This window comes from Cedecea lapagei, assembly GCF_900635955.1.
GTDB lineage: Bacteria > Pseudomonadota > Gammaproteobacteria > Enterobacterales > Enterobacteriaceae > Cedecea > Cedecea lapagei.
The window spans coordinates 3,723,854-3,742,112 of the sequence record NZ_LR134201.1; the positions used below are offsets into that span (position 1 = coordinate 3,723,854).

The 18,259-nt window shown below is 54.8% G+C and carries 18 protein-coding genes; 8 read left to right on the forward strand and 10 right to left on the reverse strand.

The features are described from left to right. Nucleotides 1-372: 372 nt before the first annotated feature. Nucleotides 373-939 (reverse strand): D-glycero-beta-D-manno-heptose 1,7-bisphosphate 7-phosphatase, encoded by a 567-nt coding sequence (gene gmhB, locus EL098_RS18165; protein ID WP_126357476.1) that lies wholly within the window; start codon nucleotides 937-939, stop codon nucleotides 373-375. Between the two features lie 188 nt (nucleotides 940-1,127). Between gmhB and metN the strand changes: the two genes are divergently transcribed. The 6 genes from metN (at nucleotide 1,128) to proS (ending at nucleotide 6,704) form a co-directional block, all read left to right on the forward strand. Further along, the gene (gene metN / locus EL098_RS18170) at nucleotides 1,128-2,159 is read left to right on the forward strand and encodes a methionine ABC transporter ATP-binding protein MetN (protein ID WP_126357477.1); all 1,032 of its coding nucleotides are present in this window, start codon (nucleotides 1,128-1,130) and stop codon (nucleotides 2,157-2,159) included. Beyond that, nucleotides 2,152-2,805, forward strand: a complete 654-nt coding sequence (locus tag EL098_RS18175; RefSeq protein WP_126357478.1) for a methionine ABC transporter permease MetI — start codon at nucleotides 2,152-2,154, stop codon at nucleotides 2,803-2,805. Before metN ends, EL098_RS18175 begins: the two co-directional genes overlap by 8 nt. 30 nt (nucleotides 2,806-2,835) lie before the next feature. Further along, nucleotides 2,836-3,651: a methionine ABC transporter substrate-binding lipoprotein MetQ gene (gene metQ / locus EL098_RS18180; protein ID WP_038475398.1), complete on the forward strand. Its 816-nt coding sequence runs from the start codon at nucleotides 2,836-2,838 to the stop codon at nucleotides 3,649-3,651. 113 nt (nucleotides 3,652-3,764) lie between these two features. Then, complete coding sequence (rcsF, locus tag EL098_RS18185) at nucleotides 3,765-4,169, forward strand: Rcs stress response system protein RcsF (protein WP_126357479.1); 405 nt, start codon at nucleotides 3,765-3,767, stop codon at nucleotides 4,167-4,169. Beyond that, nucleotides 4,166-4,873: a tRNA (N6-threonylcarbamoyladenosine(37)-N6)-methyltransferase TrmO gene (gene tsaA / locus EL098_RS18190; protein ID WP_126357480.1), complete on the forward strand. Its 708-nt coding sequence runs from the start codon at nucleotides 4,166-4,168 to the stop codon at nucleotides 4,871-4,873. Before rcsF ends, tsaA begins: the two co-directional genes overlap by 4 nt. A gap of 112 nt (nucleotides 4,874-4,985) precedes the next feature. Further along, nucleotides 4,986-6,704 carry a proline--tRNA ligase gene (gene proS, locus EL098_RS18195; RefSeq protein ID WP_126357481.1) on the forward strand — a complete coding sequence of 573 codons (1,719 nt, stop codon included), beginning with the start codon at nucleotides 4,986-4,988 and terminating at the stop codon, nucleotides 6,702-6,704. A gap of 50 nt (nucleotides 6,705-6,754) precedes the next feature. Here proS and nlpE read toward each other — a convergent pair whose 3' ends face one another. From nlpE to EL098_RS18210, 3 genes are read right to left on the reverse strand one after another with little or no spacing between them, the layout of a single operon-like run. Continuing rightward, nucleotides 6,755-7,444 (reverse strand): envelope stress response activation lipoprotein NlpE, encoded by a 690-nt coding sequence (nlpE, locus tag EL098_RS18200; protein WP_126357482.1) that lies wholly within the window; start codon nucleotides 7,442-7,444, stop codon nucleotides 6,755-6,757. 36 nt (nucleotides 7,445-7,480) lie between these two features. After that, complete coding sequence (gene arfB / locus EL098_RS18205; protein ID WP_126357483.1) at nucleotides 7,481-7,903, reverse strand: alternative ribosome rescue aminoacyl-tRNA hydrolase ArfB; 423 nt, start codon at nucleotides 7,901-7,903, stop codon at nucleotides 7,481-7,483. Beyond that, a complete protein-coding gene (locus EL098_RS18210) occupies nucleotides 7,900-8,442 on the reverse strand; it encodes a YaeQ family protein (protein WP_126357484.1) in 543 nt (180 codons plus the stop codon). Before EL098_RS18210 ends, arfB begins: the two co-directional genes overlap by 4 nt. A gap of 445 nt (nucleotides 8,443-8,887) precedes the next feature. Between EL098_RS18210 and EL098_RS18215 the strand changes: the two genes are divergently transcribed. Together EL098_RS18215 and rof are read left to right on the forward strand one after the other, a co-directional pair. Beyond that, complete coding sequence (locus tag EL098_RS18215) at nucleotides 8,888-9,088, forward strand: YaeP family protein (protein ID WP_126357485.1); 201 nt, start codon at nucleotides 8,888-8,890, stop codon at nucleotides 9,086-9,088. Further along, nucleotides 9,075-9,335: a Rho-binding antiterminator gene (gene rof, locus EL098_RS18220; protein ID WP_126357486.1), complete on the forward strand. Its 261-nt coding sequence runs from the start codon at nucleotides 9,075-9,077 to the stop codon at nucleotides 9,333-9,335. The genes EL098_RS18215 and rof overlap by 14 nt, the downstream gene beginning before the upstream one ends. Before the next feature lie 54 nt (nucleotides 9,336-9,389). Here rof and EL098_RS18225 read toward each other — a convergent pair whose 3' ends face one another. From EL098_RS18225 to dnaE, 6 genes are all read right to left on the reverse strand, one after another. Further along, nucleotides 9,390-9,701: a c-type cytochrome gene (locus EL098_RS18225; protein WP_126357487.1), complete on the reverse strand. Its 312-nt coding sequence runs from the start codon at nucleotides 9,699-9,701 to the stop codon at nucleotides 9,390-9,392. Further along, nucleotides 9,698-11,005 carry a tRNA lysidine(34) synthetase TilS gene (gene tilS / locus EL098_RS18230; RefSeq protein ID WP_126357488.1) on the reverse strand — a complete coding sequence of 436 codons (1,308 nt, stop codon included), beginning with the start codon at nucleotides 11,003-11,005 and terminating at the stop codon, nucleotides 9,698-9,700. Before tilS ends, EL098_RS18225 begins: the two co-directional genes overlap by 4 nt. 61 nt (nucleotides 11,006-11,066) lie before the next feature. Beyond that, nucleotides 11,067-11,456 (reverse strand): VOC family protein, encoded by a 390-nt coding sequence (locus EL098_RS18235; RefSeq protein ID WP_126357489.1) that lies wholly within the window; start codon nucleotides 11,454-11,456, stop codon nucleotides 11,067-11,069. 57 nt (nucleotides 11,457-11,513) lie between these two features. Beyond that, the gene (locus EL098_RS18240) at nucleotides 11,514-13,655 is read right to left on the reverse strand and encodes a lysine decarboxylase LdcC (RefSeq protein WP_126357490.1); all 2,142 of its coding nucleotides are present in this window, start codon (nucleotides 13,653-13,655) and stop codon (nucleotides 11,514-11,516) included. A 116-nt stretch (nucleotides 13,656-13,771) separates the two neighbouring features. After that, a complete protein-coding gene (gene accA, locus EL098_RS18245; RefSeq protein ID WP_038475420.1) occupies nucleotides 13,772-14,731 on the reverse strand; it encodes an acetyl-CoA carboxylase carboxyl transferase subunit alpha in 960 nt (319 codons plus the stop codon). A gap of 12 nt (nucleotides 14,732-14,743) precedes the next feature. Continuing rightward, nucleotides 14,744-18,226: a DNA polymerase III subunit alpha gene (gene dnaE, locus EL098_RS18250; RefSeq protein WP_126357491.1), complete on the reverse strand. Its 3,483-nt coding sequence runs from the start codon at nucleotides 18,224-18,226 to the stop codon at nucleotides 14,744-14,746. Nucleotides 18,227-18,259: the final 33 nt, after the last annotated feature.

The following is an 18,259-nucleotide window of genomic DNA, read 5'->3' on the forward strand; positions in this document are numbered from 1 at the left end:
AAAAGTGTCTGATGCTCAAAGAATTAAAACTGTTTATAAAATCAGTAGTCACTCTTCAAGACTTGATATTTTGTTGCATCCGGAGATGCTGAGATATCAATCCTGCGAGTGCCCACACAGATTGCCTGATAAATTGTTAAAGAGCAGTGAGTTACGCGCTTTCGCTTGCTAACTCGAGGTGGCGTATATTACGCTTTCCTCTTTCAGAGTCAAGCGTTTATTTTCGCTTTCGTCTGACTGACTTCGGTGTTGTTAAGCCGCTTTCGAAGCCGCTTTGCCGTGTCAGTGGAGGCGCATTATAGGGAGTTCTCAGAGCCTGACAACCCCTAATTTGAAAAAACTTTCTGACCGCGCACTTTTTAATCGTAACGCTTATTTTTGGCGCTGTTTGATGGCTTTTGGCAGCTCAGCAAGGCTATTTATCACCAAATCCGCGGCAGCCTCACCCTCTTCCGTCACTGGTTTGCCGGTGCGAACCAGCACTTTAGTGCCTACCATGGCAGCAGCAGCGGCCTGCATATCTTCAATTTTGTCGCCAACCATATAAGAAGAAGCCATATCGATGTGCAGGAAGTCACGCGCGGAAATCAGCATACCCGGCTGCGGCTTACGACAGTCGCAATTCTGACGGAACTCTTCCACGCTGCCTTCCGGATGGTGTGGACAATAATAGATGCCGTCGAGATCGACACCACGGTCTGCCAGCGACCAGTCCATCCACTCGGTCAGGTTTTCAAAATCTGCCTCGGTGAACATCCCGCGCGCGATGCCCGACTGGTTAGTCACCAGCACCAGCGCAAAGCCCATCTCTTTTAATTCGCGCATTGCCTCTATAACACCATCAATAAACTCGAATCGGTCAACTTCATAGACGTAGCCATGATCGACATTAATAGTGCCATCGCGGTCGAGAAAAATAGCGGGTACGGACTGTGCCACTTGAAAACTCCTGAAACGTGTTAATTGCGCTTAGTATCGCATGATTTAGTAATAAGGAGAGAACAGTCCTTCACTCCCCGATTGATTTAGACGTCTGGATGCCTTAACATCCATATCGATTACGGTAACTTCGGCTACTGGTAGCAGATAATTCCACGGCTTTTACATATACGATAATAAATAACTCAATGATTAAACTTTCAAATATCACCAAGGTGTTCCAGCAGGGCAACCGCAGCATACAGGCATTGAATAATGTCAGCCTGCATGTGCCCGCCGGGCAAATTTATGGCGTGATTGGCGCATCCGGTGCGGGGAAAAGCACCCTGATCCGCTGTGTAAACCTGCTGGAGCGCCCGACCGAGGGCTCAGTGCTGGTTGATGGTCAGGATCTGACTACGCTTTCTGAAACCCAGTTGACTAAAGCCCGTCGCCAGATTGGCATGATCTTCCAGCACTTTAATCTGCTCTCTTCGCGTACCGTATTCGGCAATGTTGCTCTGCCGCTTGAGCTTGATAATACGCCAAAAGAAGAGATTAAACGCCGCGTGACCGAACTGCTGGATTTAGTCGGCCTGGGTGAGAAACACGATGCCTGGCCTGCCAACCTTTCCGGTGGCCAGAAACAGCGCGTGGCGATTGCCCGTGCGCTGGCAAGCAATCCCAAAGTCCTGTTATGCGACGAAGCCACCAGCGCGCTGGATCCCGCCACTACCCGTTCTATTCTGGAGCTGCTGAAAGACATTAACCGTCGGCTGGGGCTGACCATTCTGCTTATCACCCATGAGATGGATGTCGTAAAACGCATTTGTGACTGCGTGGCCGTGATCAGCAACGGCGAGCTTATTGAGCAGGATACGGTGAGCGAAGTGTTCTCCCATCCGAAAACACCTCTGGCCCAGCAGTTTATCCAGTCTACGCTGCACCTCGATGTGCCGGAAGATTACGCTCAGCGCCTGAGCGCAGAGAATAAAGAAAGCGCAGTACCTTTATTGCGTCTGGAATTCACCGGCCAGTCGGTCGATGCCCCCCTTCTCTCGGAAACAGCACGTACCTTCAACGTGAACAGCAACATTATCAGCGCGCAGATGGATTATGCCGGCGGCGTGAAATTCGGCATCATGCTGTGCGAAATGCACGGCGAGCCAAACAATACGCAAGCGGCTATTGCCTGGCTGCAGGAGCAACACGTGAAAGTAGAGGTGCTGGGTTATGTCTGAAGCAATGATTTGGTTACTGGCTCGCGGCGTGTATGAAACGTTAGCGATGACCTTTGTCTCCGGTTTCTTCGGGTTTGTGATTGGCCTGCCCGTAGGCGTCTTGCTGTACATCACTCGTCCAGGTCAGATTAGCGCAAACGCTAAGCTATATCGCAGCCTCTCGGCGGTAGTTAATATCTTCCGTTCTATCCCGTTCATTATCCTGCTCGTCTGGATGATTCCCTTTACCCGCGTCATCGTGGGTACGTCTATCGGCCTGCAGGCGGCAATCGTTCCACTGACCGTAGGTGCCGCGCCGTTTATTGCCCGTATGGTTGAAAACGCCCTGCTGGAAATCCCTACCGGCCTGATTGAAGCCTCACGCGCGATGGGCGCAACGCCGCTGCAAATCATCCGTAAGGTGCTGCTGCCGGAAGCGCTTCCGGGCCTCGTCAATGCCGCCACTATTACCCTTATTACCCTGGTAGGCTATTCTGCTATGGGGGGCGCCGTGGGCGCGGGCGGTCTGGGCCAGATTGGCTATCAGTACGGCTATATCGGCTACAACGCCACCGTGATGAATACCGTACTGGTGCTGCTGGTTGTACTCGTTTACTTAATTCAATTCTCTGGCGATCGCATCGTCCGGGCTGTTACACACAAATAAACACAACTGCATTCATACAAGGAAAAGGACATGGCTTTTAACTTTAAAACGTTCGCCGCGGTCGGCGCTCTGATTGGCTCTCTGGCCCTGGTGGGTTGCGGTCAGGAAGAAAAAGATCCAAACCACATTAAAGTCGGCGTGATCGCCGGTGCAGAACAGCAGGTTGCCGAAGTCGCTCAGAAAGTGGCCAAAGAGAAATATGGCCTGGACGTTGAGCTGGTGACCTTTACCGACTACGTACTGCCAAACGAAGCGCTGAGCAAAGGCGACATCGACGTTAACGCCTTCCAGCACAAACCATACCTGGACCAGCAGATCAAAGATCGCGGCTATAAGCTGGTTTCCGTAGGCAATACTTTTGTCTACCCAATCGCCGGTTACTCCAAAAAAATCAAATCGCTGGATGAACTGCAGCCGGGCTCCCAGGTAGCACTGCCAAACGACCCAACGAACCTTGGCCGCTCTCTGCTGCTGCTGCAGAAAGAAGGTCTGATTAAACTGAAAGACGGCGTTGGCCTGCTGCCTACCGTTCTGGACGTGACCGAGAACCCAAAAAATCTGAAACTGGTTGAGCTGGAAGCGCCGCAGCTGCCGCGTTCTCTGGACGACGCACAGATTGCTCTGGCGGTTATCAACACCACTTACGCCAGCCAGATTGGCCTGACACCAGCGAAAGACGGCATCTTCGTTGAAGACAAAAACTCTCCTTATGTGAACCTGATCGTTTCTCGTGAAGATAATAAAGATGCAGAGAACGTGAAGAAATTCGTTCAGGCATACCAGTCTGACGAAGTGAACGAAGCGGCCAACAAGGTCTTTAACGGCGGCGCGGTTAAAGGCTGGTAAGTTTCCATTCTTCAGTTTTACGTAAATAATTAAAGGCGGGCACAAGCCCGCCTTGTTATTTTGGTTCGGGCTTGCTTCAATGTTCCCCGTTTTATATTCATTGAGGAAAAATTATGCGTGCTTTACCGATCTGTTTATTAGCATTTATGCTGAGCGGCTGTTCAATGCTAAGCAGATCCCCAGTAGAACCCGTTAAAAGCACGGCAGCTGCGCCGAAGGCCGAAACCGAAAAACCTAAAGCCCCTCGCCCTGCTCCGGTCAGGATCTACACCAACGCAGAAGACTTAGTGGGTAAACCGTTCCGTGATTTAGGCGAAGTCAGCGGAGAGTCTTGCCAGGCAAGCAATCAGGATTCGCCTCCGAATATCCCGACAGCACGCAAGCGCATGCAGATTAACGCCTCCAAACTAAAAGCCAATGCGGTTCTGCAGCACAGCTGTGATATCACTACGGGTGCGCCAGGGTGCTACCGTCAGGCCGTTTGCGTGGGCTCTGCGCTACAAGTTTCGGCGCAATGACCCCATTTCAGTTTTCGCAAATTGGCGTAATCCGCTCCCCTTATAAAGAAAAGTTCGCCGTCCCGCGTCAGCCAGGCCTGGTCGAAGATGGCGGTGGTGAACTGCACCTGCTTGCCCCTTACAGCCAGGCCGATGCCGTTCGCGGGCTGGAAGCCTTTAGCCACCTGTGGCTGCTGTTTGTCTTCCACCAGACAATGGACGGCGGCTGGCGACCAACGGTACGACCTCCTCGCCTTGGCGGGAACGCGCGAATGGGCGTGTTTGCTACACGCTCCACCTTTCGCCCTAATCCGATTGGGATGTCGCTGGTTGAACTGAAAGGCATCCGTTGCCAGAAAGACGAAGTGATTTTGCAGCTTGGCAGCCTCGATTTGGTGGACGGTACGCCGATTGTAGACATAAAACCGTACCTGCCTTTTGCTGAAGCCTTCCCTGACGCGCGCGCCGGCTATGCGCAGCACGCCCCTCAGGCGGAAATAAACGTGACCTTTACCCCGGAGGTCCAACACCAGCTCACCGGACTCGAAGGCCGCTATCCGCATATTGCGCGTTTTATCCGTCAGGTGCTTGCTCAGGACCCACGTCCTGCTTATCGTAAAGGCGAGGATGTCGGGAAGACTTACGCTGTTCTGCTGCTGGACTTTAACGTCCGCTGGCGCATCACAGAACAAGGCTTTGAGGTGTTTGCGCTCGAAGCGAGTTAATTTAGCCCCCCTCTCTTTTGACATCTCTGCCACACTGGTAAACTAAACCACTTTTTTTTGCAGCAGGCCGTCTGTGGCCTGCGAACTGCCGTTCAAATGGAACCGTAACAACATGCGTACTAGCCAATATCTGCTCTCCACTCTGAAGGAGACACCTGCCGACGCTGAAGTAGTCAGCCACCAGCTGATGCTGCGCGCCGGGATGATCCGTAAGCTGGCCTCCGGTTTATACACCTGGCTGCCGACCGGTTTGCGCGTCCTGAAGAAGGTCGAAAACATCGTGCGTGAAGAGATGAACAACGCCGGTGCTATCGAAATGTGCATGCCGGTTGTTCAACCAGCCGACCTGTGGCAGGAGAGCGGGCGTTGGGAGCAATACGGCCCTGAGCTACTGCGTTTTGTTGACCGCGGCGAACGTCCTTTCGTCCTCGGCCCAACTCACGAAGAGGTGATCACCGATCTGATTCGCAACGAGCTGAGCTCTTACAAACAGCTGCCGCTGAATCTTTTCCAGATCCAGACCAAATTCCGCGACGAAGTGCGCCCACGTTTTGGCGTTATGCGTTCCCGCGAATTCCTGATGAAAGACGCCTACTCGTTCCATACGTCTCAGGAGTCCCTGCAGGAAACCTACGACAAGATGTATGAAGCTTACAGCAAGATTTTCTCCCGCATGGGCCTGGACTTCCGCGCCGTGCAGGCGGACACCGGCTCTATCGGCGGCAGCGCTTCCCATGAATTCCAGGTGCTGGCACAGAGCGGTGAAGATGATGTGATCTTCTCTGACAGCTCAGACTACGCGGCAAATATTGAGTTCGCTGAAGCCCTCGCGCCGGCGGCAGGCCGTGCGGCCCCCGCTGCAGAAATGAGCCAGATTGATACGCCGAACGCCAAAACCATCGCCGAGCTGGTTGAGCAGTTCAACCTGCCGGTTGAGAAAACGGTGAAAACTCTGCTGGTGAAAGCCACAGAAGGCAGCGCTTATCCGCTGGTTGCTTTGCTGATTCGCGGCGATCATGAGCTGAACGAAGTGAAAGCCGAGAAACTGCCGCAGGTAGCAAGCCCGCTCACTTTCGCCACAGAACAGGAAATTCGCGATATCGTGAAAGCAGGTCCGGGTTCACTGGGTCCGATCAATATGCCTGTTCCGGTGATTATCGACCGCAGCGTTGCCGCTATGAGTGATTTCGCTGCTGGCGCAAACATCGACGGCAAACACTTTGTCGGCATTAACTGGGAACGCGACCTGCCGCTGCCTGAAGTTGCGGATATCCGCAACGTTGTTGCTGGCGATCCAAGCCCGGATGGCAAAGGCACGTTGATGATCAAGCGCGGCATTGAAGTGGGCCACATCTTCCAGCTGGGCACCAAGTACTCTGAGGCGCTGAAAGCTGCCGTTCAGGGCGAAGATGGCCGTAACCAGACGCTGACGATGGGCTGCTACGGCATCGGTGTTACCCGCGTGGTTGCCGCCGCTATTGAACAGAACTTTGATGACCGCGGTATCCTGTGGCCAGATGCTATCGCTCCATTCCACGTTGCGATTCTGCCAATGAACATGCACAAATCCTTCCGCGTGCAGCAGCTGGCTGAAGAGCTGTATACCACGCTGCGTGCGCAGGGTATTGACGTGCTGCTGGATGACCGTAAAGAGCGTCCGGGCGTGATGTTTGCCGATATGGAACTGATTGGTATTCCTCACACCATCGTGATCGGCGACCGCAATCTCGACAACGAAGAGATCGAATACAAACACCGCCGTGCCGGTGAGAAGCAGATGATCAAAACCAACGAAATCGTTGATTTCCTGGTGAAGCAGATCAAAGGCTAATTTGCCGCTGAGCATAAAAAAGCCCGTCCAGATGGACGGGCTTTTTCGTTTTAGTCGTTACACTCTTTGCCGGGCTTAAACTTCGCGCCCTTGTCGGCCACCAGCGCTTTTTGCAGTTCGCCACTGTCCGGGGAAGCCTGCAGCGTAAAGTGCCCTTCCACTACCAGCAGGATTGGCGCGCTGTTCTTGCCGCGAGCTGCCGCATAGGCTCTCTCCAGCTCTGCGTTATCCGCGACGGCAAAGGTTTTACCCGTCGCACAGTCCTGGAATACCGCAGCGTCAGCCATATATTTGTATTTACCTTTCATCGGCATTGGCGTTGACGGCAGCTTCGCATCGACAGCTTTCAGCGTGTAGTTAAACTGAGAGTCGATTGGGTTGCCTTCGCGGTCCAGCATCACCAGGCTGTCGCCCTTTGGATGGAAGTACTGCTTTTCGCCTTCGCTGTCGGTTAAGACGAGCTTATCGGCGGTGCGCGCCCATTTACCATAGCTGGCAAAGGAAGCGCCTCTGCCCTGATACGCCTGGTTCATTACCCAGGTACCGTCCTTTTCCAGGAACAGCGAGGTTTCAATCCCCTCGCAGTCCGCGCAAGGTATAACGCCGCGATAGCTCTGCTGCATCGGCTTCAGCTCCGCCGCCTGAGCAGGGATCAGGGTTTGCGTTTCCGTACGATTATTACAGCCAAATAGCGTGAACAGGCTGAGCGCTGCCAGCGCAGCCAGAAGACTCTTCTTCATGCTTTAATCCTTATGCCGTTGTCCCAATGCCCGCCGCTACTCCGGATGGCGGCGGACTTTTCCGCGTAGTGATTTGGTCGTCGACTTCTGCGCCTTCGAGGCCAGACGCCGCTCTTTAGAAGCTCGTGTCGGCTTTGTCGCCCGACGGCTCTTCTGCACTACGGTGAGTTCTTGTATCAGTGAAACCAGACGAGCTACCGCCGCTTCGCGGTTCATCTCCTGACTTCGGTATTCCTGAGCTTTGATCACCACCACGCCCTCGGGCGTAATTAAGTGATGACTTGCCGCCAGCAGACGTATCTTATACGACTCTGGCAGGCTGGAGGCAGAGATATCAAAGCGCAAATGAATAGCCGTTGAGGTTTTATTCACATGCTGCCCACCTGCCCCCTGGGCGCGAATCGCGGTAATCGTGACCTCATTGTCCGGGATAGATACCGTTCGCGACACCGAAATCATTGCTGCTGCCAGGCCGTAAAATGGATTTCCAGATTATTCTCGCTATCGGACAGCCAGATAGCGCCGTCCTGGATAGTCGCCTGCAGGTTCATGGTACGCGTGCCAAACTCGCTTAGCTTCGCCAGCTGTGCGTCATCCAGATACCAGACAGACAGATTTTTAAACTGACTCAGGCGATTCTGGTTCTGCTGCCACCAAATTTCCGCCGCCCGACTATTATAGGTAAACAATGCCACCTCGGCCGACTGGCTGCAGGCTTTTTTCACCCGGCGCTCTTCCGGCAGACCAAGCTCAACCCACAAATCAATGCCAAGATGATCGTTTTTACGCCAGATCTCCGGCTCGTCTTCCGCGCTGAGGCCACGGGTAAACTCAAGGCGCTCATCCGCGTATTTAATCCACGCCAGCAGGCGCAGCATCATGCGCTCCTGCGTTTCCGAAGGATGACGTGCCAGCGTCAGGCTACTGTCCAGAAACCGATTACGATCGAGATCGGCCACATTCACCGTCGCCTTATAAATTGTCGCTTTTAACGCCATCACGCTTCTCCATACACAATTGCGCGCTATTGTAGCGAAATATGTCTCCTGCGGCTTGAAGTATGACGGGTATAGCTTAAATAATTCGAGTTGCAGGCAGGCGGCAAGCTCGTGAGTCCCCAGGAGCTTACACAAAGTAAGTGACTGGGGTGAGCGAGTGCAGCTAACGCACCTGCGGCTCGAAGTATGACGGGTATAGCCTAAATAATTCGAGTTGCAGGCAGGCGGCAAGCTCGTGAGTCCCCAGGAGCTTACACAAAGTAAGTGACTGGGGTGAGCGAGTGCAGCTAACGCACCTGCGGCTCGAAGTATGACGGGTATATTTGCATGGCTGATATCGGTTACATTGCTGTGGTATAGTCACCTTGCTAAACAGAGTTTATCTTCGTAGGCTTAGACTGACCCCACGGGTAGGTCTGAAGTCTGGACTCTGAGAGGAGGTTATGTGGAAAAGTATTGTGAATTGGTTCGGCAACGCTACGCGGAAATTGCCAGCGGTGACTTAGGCTACATTCCTGATGCCTTAGGATGCGTATTGAAGGCTCTGAACGAAGTCGCCTCCTGCGAGGCCGTCTCGGAGTCGGTCAGGGAACAGGCGGCTTATGCTGCCGCGAACTTACTGGTGAGCGATTATGTCAATGAATGATGCGTATCAACCCATCAACTGTGATGATTATGACAATCTCGAGCTCGCCTGCCAGCATCACTTGTTACTGACGCTGGAGTTAAAAGACGGGGAAATTTTCAAGGCCAAAGCGAGCGATCTGGTTTCACGTAAAAACGTCGAATACCTGATTGTCGATGACGCCGGCGCTACGCGAGAGTTACGCCTTGATAAAATTAACAGCTTCAGCCACCCCGAAATTGGCACCATCGTGGTTAGCGTCGAATAACCGTTGTCACCGCATATAAACAAAACGGGCAGCCCACCAGGCTGCCCGTTTTGTTTACGGCTTCATGGAGGCGTAATACGCCGCCAGATTGCTGATATCTTCTTCCGAAAGGCCGCTGACGTAAGCCTTCATGATCTCAGCCTGGCCGCCGCTGCGCTCCCCTTTTTTGTAAGCCTGAAGCGAATGTTCAAGATAGGCTTCGTTTTGCCCACCGATGTTGGGATAGAGCGGCGCGGAGGCTTTTCCACTCATGCCATGGCAGGCAACGCAGGTTATTGCCTTTGCCTCTCCTGCTTGTGCATTCCCTTTCGCCAAAACGGGCAGGCTGCAGGCCATTAGCCCGATCAGCAGTATCACTTTTCTCATTGCTTAACTCCCTTTTGCCAGTCTATATGCCAGCATGAACGTTCCGTTGCCTGCCCTTCACGGGTGACAAAAATGCCTGCTGCCGCAATCAGTTGCTCGCCATAAAACAGCAGCGGCGTGGCCTCTCGCTGCCAGGGCGGAACACCAAGCTCCTGCCAGATTTTCTTCAGCGAGCGTCCTTTATCCCGGCCGACAATATGCAGCAGGCCCGGTGCCTTAAAGCGCAGGCTGACGGTTTCCCCCTCTTCAGGCGCACGGACTGCAATCCCCTGCTCGCTGAAGGAAACGGTGCCCAGTCCCGGCAGATGCAGAGGCCTGAAAGGCGCAGGCCATGAATAGCTTTTCTCTTTGTCGACATTCAGCAGCGGCACCCAAAACAGCTCCCCCTGAAAACGCCTGATTTCATGCTCGCCAAGCCGGAGTCGCGGATTTGCGTCTTCCCGGCTTAAGGCAACTTCCTGCCATAGACGCTGAAGCCAGGCTCTGGACGGCATCGCGGCACGATGCCAGGACAGCCAGCGACGCACCAGGGCAAATCGCCTGACCTCGCTCATCGTCAGCATCGGTTCAATATGCAGTGCCCCCTGCTCAGACATCAGCTGATCCAGCTGCTCCGCCAGCAGCTCGTCAAGGAGCTGCTCCTGCTCGCCGCACAAATCAGCACTGCGGGCCACGCTGCGGGAAAAGTGTGGCCACCGCTGTTGCAGCAGAGGAACGACTCTCAGGCGCAGGAAGTTTCTGTCGTATTTATCGTCCTGATTGCTTTCGTCTTCAATCCAGCTGAGCTGCCCGGCCTGAGCCCACGCCTCAAGCTGAGAACGTGAGGTTGTCAGCAGCGGACGCAGTAGTAGCGTGTCGCCGAAAGGCAGGATAGCGGGCATCGACGCCAGTCCAGCAGGACCGCTTCCGCGTTTAAGTGCGAGCAGGAAGGTTTCGCACTGGTCATCAAGATGCTGTGCCGTGAGAAGAACTTCTCCAGCCTGAAGAGAACCCGAAAGCGCCTGATAGCGAGCCGCACGTGCCTCACCTTCAATGCCCTGCCCGCCTGAGGGAAGCTTCACGTAAGCCACTTCCAGAGCCACACGCCATTGCTCACAAAGCGCCCGGCAATGGTCCACCCAGCTATCTGCTCGCGGGCTGAGCCCATGATGGATATGCATGGCCCTGATATTAAGCTCAGGCTGAAGAGTGTCGCGCAGGGTCACCAGCTGATGCAGCAGAACGGTTGAATCCAGCCCGCCGCTAAACGCCACCAGCAGCTGGCGGTGCGGATGCAGGAAAGATTCAAGTTCTCGGATAGTCATAGTTCGTCGTTACGAGGGGTTTGCCCGGCAAATTACCGGGCATTCGCGACGCTGGCAAGGTTTACTGCTGATAAAGTTCCAGCGGCAGGCCGTCAGGATCGCTGAAGAAGGTGAAGCGTTTATTCGTCCAGGGATCGATGCGAATCGGTTCGCATTTCACGCCGTGGCTTTCCAGATGCGTTATCGCCTGCTCGACGTTTTCCACGCTGAAGGCCAGGTGACGAAGCCCGCAGGCCTCAGGGCGACTCGGCCGGGCGGGCGGGAAGGGAAACGAGAACAGCTCAATAACGTACTGGCCGTTCAGCGCCAGATCGCCTTTCCAGGAGTCCCGCTCCTTGCGGTAAACTTCCGATTCGAGCGTGAACCCCAGCACATCACAATAGAACTGCTTACTGCGTTCGTAGTCCGACGCGATAATCGCGACGTGGTGAATTTGCTTTAAACCCAGCATAAAATCTCCTTAGTTACTGCAGGCAAGGTAATCATCACTTCCCTGCAAAGCAAGCCCTCAGGCCTCTTTTAAGACTCGTACTCTGTAGATCCCATCCTCGCCGAGTTTTGCCCCGTGAATGTCGGTTTCAAAGCCCGGATAATGCTCGCCCACCGAACACAGCATCAGCAGGAAGTCGAGCACCGCGCGGCTCTCTTTGGTGATCACCTCTCCCGGCATCACCACCGGCACGCCAGGCGGATAAGGCAGGATCATATTGGCCGAAACTCTCCCCAAAAGCTCTTCAATCTCCACCGTTTCTACATTGCCTTTCACCTGCTGCTGATAGGCTTCGTGCGGCGTCATGCGCATTTCCGGCAGCACATCAAAGGCGCGCAGCATCAGATCGGGCAGGTTATGCTGCTTGATAAGCTTATGGATCCCCTGCGCCAGCGTCTGAATGCGCATGTTGCGATAAAAGTCCGGATCTTCAGCGTACAGATCCGGCAGCATATTTTTCACCCGCAGATTAAGATCGTAAGAGCGTTTAAACTCCGTCAGGCCACGCAGCAGGCTTAACGCTTTTGTCTTATCTATTCCGATACTGAACAGGAACAGCAGGTTATACGGGCCGGTTTTCTCTACCACGACGCCACGCTCATCGAGAAACTTAGCCACCAGCGCCGCAGGGATCCCCTCTTCCGCCATCTCGCCCAGCTCGCTCATGCCCGGTGTCAGGATGGTCACTTTGATCGGATCGAGGTACATGTGATCCGCATCGGCGTCCCGGAAGCCATGCCAGTCTTCCTCGCCGGGTGCGATCGGCCAGCACTCCGCCTCATCCACGTGATCCGGCTGCCAGATATCGAAGAACCAGTCCTCCGACTCTTCGCGCAGGCGCTGCACTTCACGACGGAAATGCAAAGCTCGCTCAACAGAACGATTAATCAACCTTTTGCCGGTGTTGCCACGCAGCATCGCCGCCGCGGTTTCGATGGAGGCCACCAGCGGGTAGCTCGGGGAGGTTGTGGTATGCATCATGTAGGCTTCGTTAAAGGTCTCTTCGTCGTAGTCCCCTTTAATATGAATAAGCGAAGCCTGAGAGAAAGCTGCCAGCAGCTTATGGGTCGACTGGGTCTCGTAGATAATCTTGCCCGGCACACGATCGCCGCTCATGCCACTTTTGCCCTGATAAATCGGGTGGAAGTTGGTATAGGGCACCCACGCGGAATCAAAGTGAATAGACGGCACATCCAGCGTTTTCTTGATGAAATCGGTGTTATACAGCAGCCCATCGTAGGTCGAGTTGGTGATAACCGCGTGTACCGGCCACTGGGCGTTCGGTATCTCTGCGACCTTGCTTTCGATATTTTCCCGGGTGAACTCACGCTGCGGAATGCCCCCCAGAATGCCCAGCGCATTGCGCGTAGGCTTCATCCAGATGGGCACCAGATTAGTCATCATCAGCAAATGGGTCAGCGATTTATGGCAGTTACGATCGACCAGTATCGTGCTGCCGGACGGCGCCGCGTACATGCCGACGATCTTGTTGGACGTGGAAGTGCCGTTGGTCACCATATAGCTCTGCTCGGCACCAAAGGTGCGGGCGATATACTCTTCCGCCTCCAGATGCGGACCGGTATGGTCCAGCAGCGAGCCCAGCTCCGTCACCGAGATCGAAACGTCCGCCTTCAGCGTGTTGCCGCCAAAGAAGTCGTAAAACAGGCAGCCAACCGGGCTTTTCTGGTAAGCGGTGCCGGCCATGTGCCCCGGCGTGCAGAAGGTGTACTTCCCCTCTTTCACGTAGGTAAACAGCGCTCTGGTCAGCGGCGGCGTGATGGTATCCAGGTATTCGTCGGTGTACTGGCGAATACGCAGGGCGATGTCGTCGGCCGCGCTCAGCGCATACTCGAAGAACCACAGCGCCATGCGCATTTCATTGACGCTAACGTCCAGAGAGGAGTGGGTATTGATAAACGCATAAAGCGGCAGATCTTCATTGAGCAGATTAATTTCGCTGCACAGGTCGAGGCTGTACTCATCCCAGTCAAAAACGACGCCGCAGATACGGGGATTATGCTCAATCAGCTTAAGAAGGTCGGTGCTGTTGGTAGGATAGATGAGCTGAAAGCCCTGCTGCTCAAGCGCGTGATGCAGCTCCTTGATCGGCTCGTCTTTGTAGAAAACGCCGTGCGGCCCCATGATAGCAATGGTATTCAATAGTCACCTCCTGGAAAAAGACTTTGCTAAGCATAGCGCAATGGGCTTTTCCATGAAGCGATAAATGCAAAAAGGGCCGGAAAATCCGGCCCTTATCGCTATTCAACGGCCTGAAATCAGGCGTAGCCGTAGCTCATCAGGCGCTGGTAACGACGGTTTAACAGCTCGTCTTTATTCAGCACATCGAGATCGGCCAGGTCGGCCAGCAGCTGCGCACGCAGGGAAGCAGCCATCACTTCCGGGTTGCGGTGCGCGCCGCCCAGCGGCTCAGGAATAACGGTATCGATAAGCTTCAGCTCTTTCAGGCGCGGAGCAACGATGCCCATCGCTTCTGCCGCCAGCGGAGCCTTATCGGCGCTTTTCCACAGAATGGACGCACAGCCTTCCGGAGAAATAACGGAATAGGTGCTGTACTGCAGCATGTTCACCTTGTCGCCCACACCAATGGCCAGCGCGCCGCCGGAGCCACCTTCACCGATGACGGTACAGATGACCGGCACCTTCAGGCGGGACATTTCACGCAGGTTACGGGCAATCGCTTCAGACTGACCACGCTCTTCAGCGCCAACGCCCGGGTAAGCGCCCGGCGTGTCGATGAAGGTAATGATCGGCATGTTAAAGCGCTCAGCCATTTCCATCAGACGCAGCGCTTTGCGGTAGCCTTCCGGCGCCGGCATACCAAAGTTACGACGGATTTTCTCTTTGGTTTCACGCCCTTTCTGGTGACCAATAATCATCACCGGACGACCTTCCAGACGGGCGATCCCCCCGACAATGGCTTTATCGTCGGCATAGGCACGGTCACCCGCCAGTTCGTCAAACTCATCAAAAGCCAGACGAACATAATCCAGGGTGTACGGACGCTGCGGATGGCGCGCCAGCTGCGCAATCTGCCATGCGCCTAAATCAGCGAAGATCTTGCGGGTCAGCTCAACGCTTTTCTCGCGCAGACGCTGCACTTCTTCGTCCAGATTAATATCCAGTTTTTCATCCTGGCGGCTAACGGCCGTCAGGGAATCGATTTTCGCTTCCAGCTCTGCAATCGGCTGTTCGAAATCAAGGAAATTCAGACTCATAATATTCCTGTTTTAGTCAAACTCCAGTTCCACCTGCTCCGAACCAATCAGCGTTCGCAAATCGTTAAGTAACCGATCGCTAGGGGAAACGCGCCATGTCGCACCGAAGCGCAACCGGGCACGTGCATCCACCCTCTGATAGTAGAGATGTACTGGAATTGTCCCCGAACGATGGGGTTCCAGAGACTGACGGAGACGGTTTAAAAGCTGGTCATCAATTTGCCTGTCCGTCAGCGAGATAGCAAGCCCACGCGCGTACTTTTCACGGGCTTCGTCGATGTCCATCAGCTCGCGGGCCGTCATCTTAAGCCCTCCGCTGAAGTCATCAAAGCTGACCTGTCCGCTGACGATCAGGATACGGTCTTTTTCCAGCAGATGCTGGTATTTTTCTAGCGCATCTGTGAATAACATCACTTCCAGACGACCGGAACGGTCATCCAGCGTACAGATGCCGATGCGATTACCCCGCTTGGTGACCATAACCCGCGAAGCAATCACCAGACCCGCAGCCGTGGTCACTTTACCACGTTCTGTCGGGTGCATCTCTTTCAGGCGCATGCCACCGACATAGCGCTCAATTTCTTTCAGGTACTGGTTAATCGGGTGGCCGGTAAGGTACAGCCCAAGCGTTTCACGCTCCCCTTCCAGCACCACCTGATCCGGCCATGGGATCACGCTGGCGTAGGATTTTTCGACCTGCTCTGGCTCTTCTGCCAGCACGCCAAACATATCCGCCTGACCGATAGCCTCCGCTTTCGCGTGCTGATCGGCCGCCTTTAGCGCATCACCCAAAGCGTTCATCAGCGCGGCGCGATGCGGCCCAAGTCGGTCAAATGCCCCGGACATAATGAGCTTTTCCAGCACCCTGCGGTTTAGCTTTTTAATATCGGTACGGGCACACAAATCAAAGAGATCGAGGAAGTGCCCGCCCTGGTTACGCGCTTCGATAATGGCTTCAATAGGGCCTTCGCCCACGCCTTTGATCGCGCCGATACCGTAAACAATTTCCCCGTCATCGTTAACGTGGAAATGGTAGAGACCAGAGTTAATGTCCGGCGACAGAACCTTCAGCCCCATGCGCCAGCACTCGTCCACCAGGCCAACCACTTTCTCGGTGTTGTCCATATCGGCGGTCATTACCGCCGCCATAAACTCTGCCGGATAGTGCGCCTTCAGCCACAGCGTCTGGTATGAGACCAAAGCATAGGCGGCGGAGTGGGATTTGTTGAAGCCGTACCCGGCAAATTTCTCTACCAGGTCAAAGATTTTCATCGACAGCTCGCCGTCGACGCCGTTTTTGATCGCGCCCTCTTCAAAGGTGCCGCGCTGCTTGGCCATCTCTTCCGGTTTCTTTTTACCCATAGCACGACGCAGCATATCCGCGCCGCCAAGGGTATAACCGGAAAGCACCTGGGCAATCTGCATAACCTGTTCCTGATACAGGATAATGCCGTAGGTTGGCTCCAGCACCGGCTTCAGGCTTTCGTGCTGCCATTGCACGTCCGGGTAGGAGATCTCTTCCCGCCCGTGCTTACGGTCGATGAAGTTATCTACCATCCCCGACTGAAGCGGGCCAGGACGGAACAGGGCCACCAGGGCGATCATATCTTCGAAGCAGTCAGGCTGCAGACGTTTGATAAGGTCCTTCATGCCGCGGGATTCAAGCTGGAAGACCGCGGTGGTCTCCGAGCGCTGCAGCATGTCGAAGCTTTTCTTGTCTTCCAGCGGGATGGCAGCGATATCAATCGGCTCCAGCCCCTGTTTTGCCCGGCGCGGGTTGATCATTTTCAGCGCCCAGTCGATGATCGTCAGCGTACGCAGTCCCAGGAAGTCAAACTTCACCAGGCCCGCATACTCAACGTCGTTCTTATCAAACTGGGTAACAGGGTGCTGCCCCTGATCGTCGCAGTAAAGCGGCGCAAAATCGGTAATTTTTGTCGGCGCGATAACCACGCCCCCGGCGTGCTTACCGGCGTTACGCGTGACGCCTTCCAGCTTACGCGCCATATCGATCAGCGCTTTAACCTCTTCGTCAGCCTCGTAGATCTCCGGCAGCTGAGGCTCGGCCTCAAAGGCTTTCGCCAGCGTCATGCCGGGATCTGGTGGCACCAGCTTGGAAATACGATCGACAAAGCCGTAAGGGTGGCCGAGCACGCGGCCTACGTCACGGATAACCGCTTTCGCCGCCATCGTCCCGAAGGTAATGATCTGCGAAACGGCTTCACGACCATACATCTCCGACACGTGGTCGATAACCTGGTCACGTTTTTCCATGCAGAAGTCGACGTCGAAGTCAGGCATCGAAACACGTTCCGGGTTAAGGAAACGTTCGAACAGCAGGTCAAACTCGAGCGGATCGAGGTCGGTAATTTTAAGCGCATAGGCCACCAGCGAACCTGCACCGGAGCCACGCCCCGGCCCTACCGGCACGCCGTTATCCTTAGACCACTGGATAAACTCCATCACGATCAGGAAGTAGCCGGGGAACCCCATCTGGTTGATAACCTGCAGCTCGATATCCAGACGTTCGTCATATTCGGGGCGTTTTTCGGCACGAACTTCCGGGTCGGGGAACAGAAACTCAAGACGCTCTTCAAGTCCCTCTTTGGACTTCATGACCAGGAAGTCTTCGGTGGTCATCTCCCCCGTCGGGAACTGCGGCAGGAAGTACTCGCCGAGGCGCACGGTGACGTTGCAGCGCTTGGCTATTTCGACGCTGTTTTCGAGCGCTTCCGGGATGTCCGAGAAGAGCTCGCACATCTCTTCTTCGCTACGCATGTACTGCTGAGCGGAGTAGTTACGCGGGCGCTTAGGATCGTCCAGCGTGAAGCCATCGTGGATAGCAACGCGGATCTCATGCGCATCAAAGTCGCCAGCATCGAGAAAGCGGACGTCGTTGGTAGCCACTACCGGCAGGCCGCGTTCTTCGGCCAGCGCCACGGCAGCGTGGAGATAGTTCTCTTCGTCAACCCGGCCGGTGCGGATCAGTTCCAGATAGAAGCGATCGGCAAAATGCTGCTGCCAGAACGCCAGACACTGATCGACCAGCGGCAGGTTCCCACGAAGCAGGCTTTTGCCAATATCCCCCATGCGCCCACCGGACAGCAGGATCAAACCTTCATTCAGCTCAACCAGCCAATCACGATCGATGATCGGGCCTGCGGCGCCGTAGCCGCGCTGATAGGCTCGGGAGATCAGTAAGGTGAGGTTTTGGTAGCCTTCATTGTTCGCGGCCAGCACCGTCAGATGACTCAGTTCGTCACCCAGCAGCTCGTTAGCCACGTTGAAATCCGCGCCGATGATCGGCTTGATGCCGGCGCCATGGCCGGAACCGTAGAATTTTACCAGCCCGCAAAGGTTGGTGAAATCGGTGATAGCAAGCGCAGGCATGCCCAGCGCCGCGGCTTTTTTTACCAGCGGTCCGGTCTTAGCCAGCCCATCAATCATGGAATAGTCGCTGTGCACCCGAAGGTGAATGAAACGTGGTTCAGCCATCTCTCACCAATTACTCTGTATCAGCTACTCGCG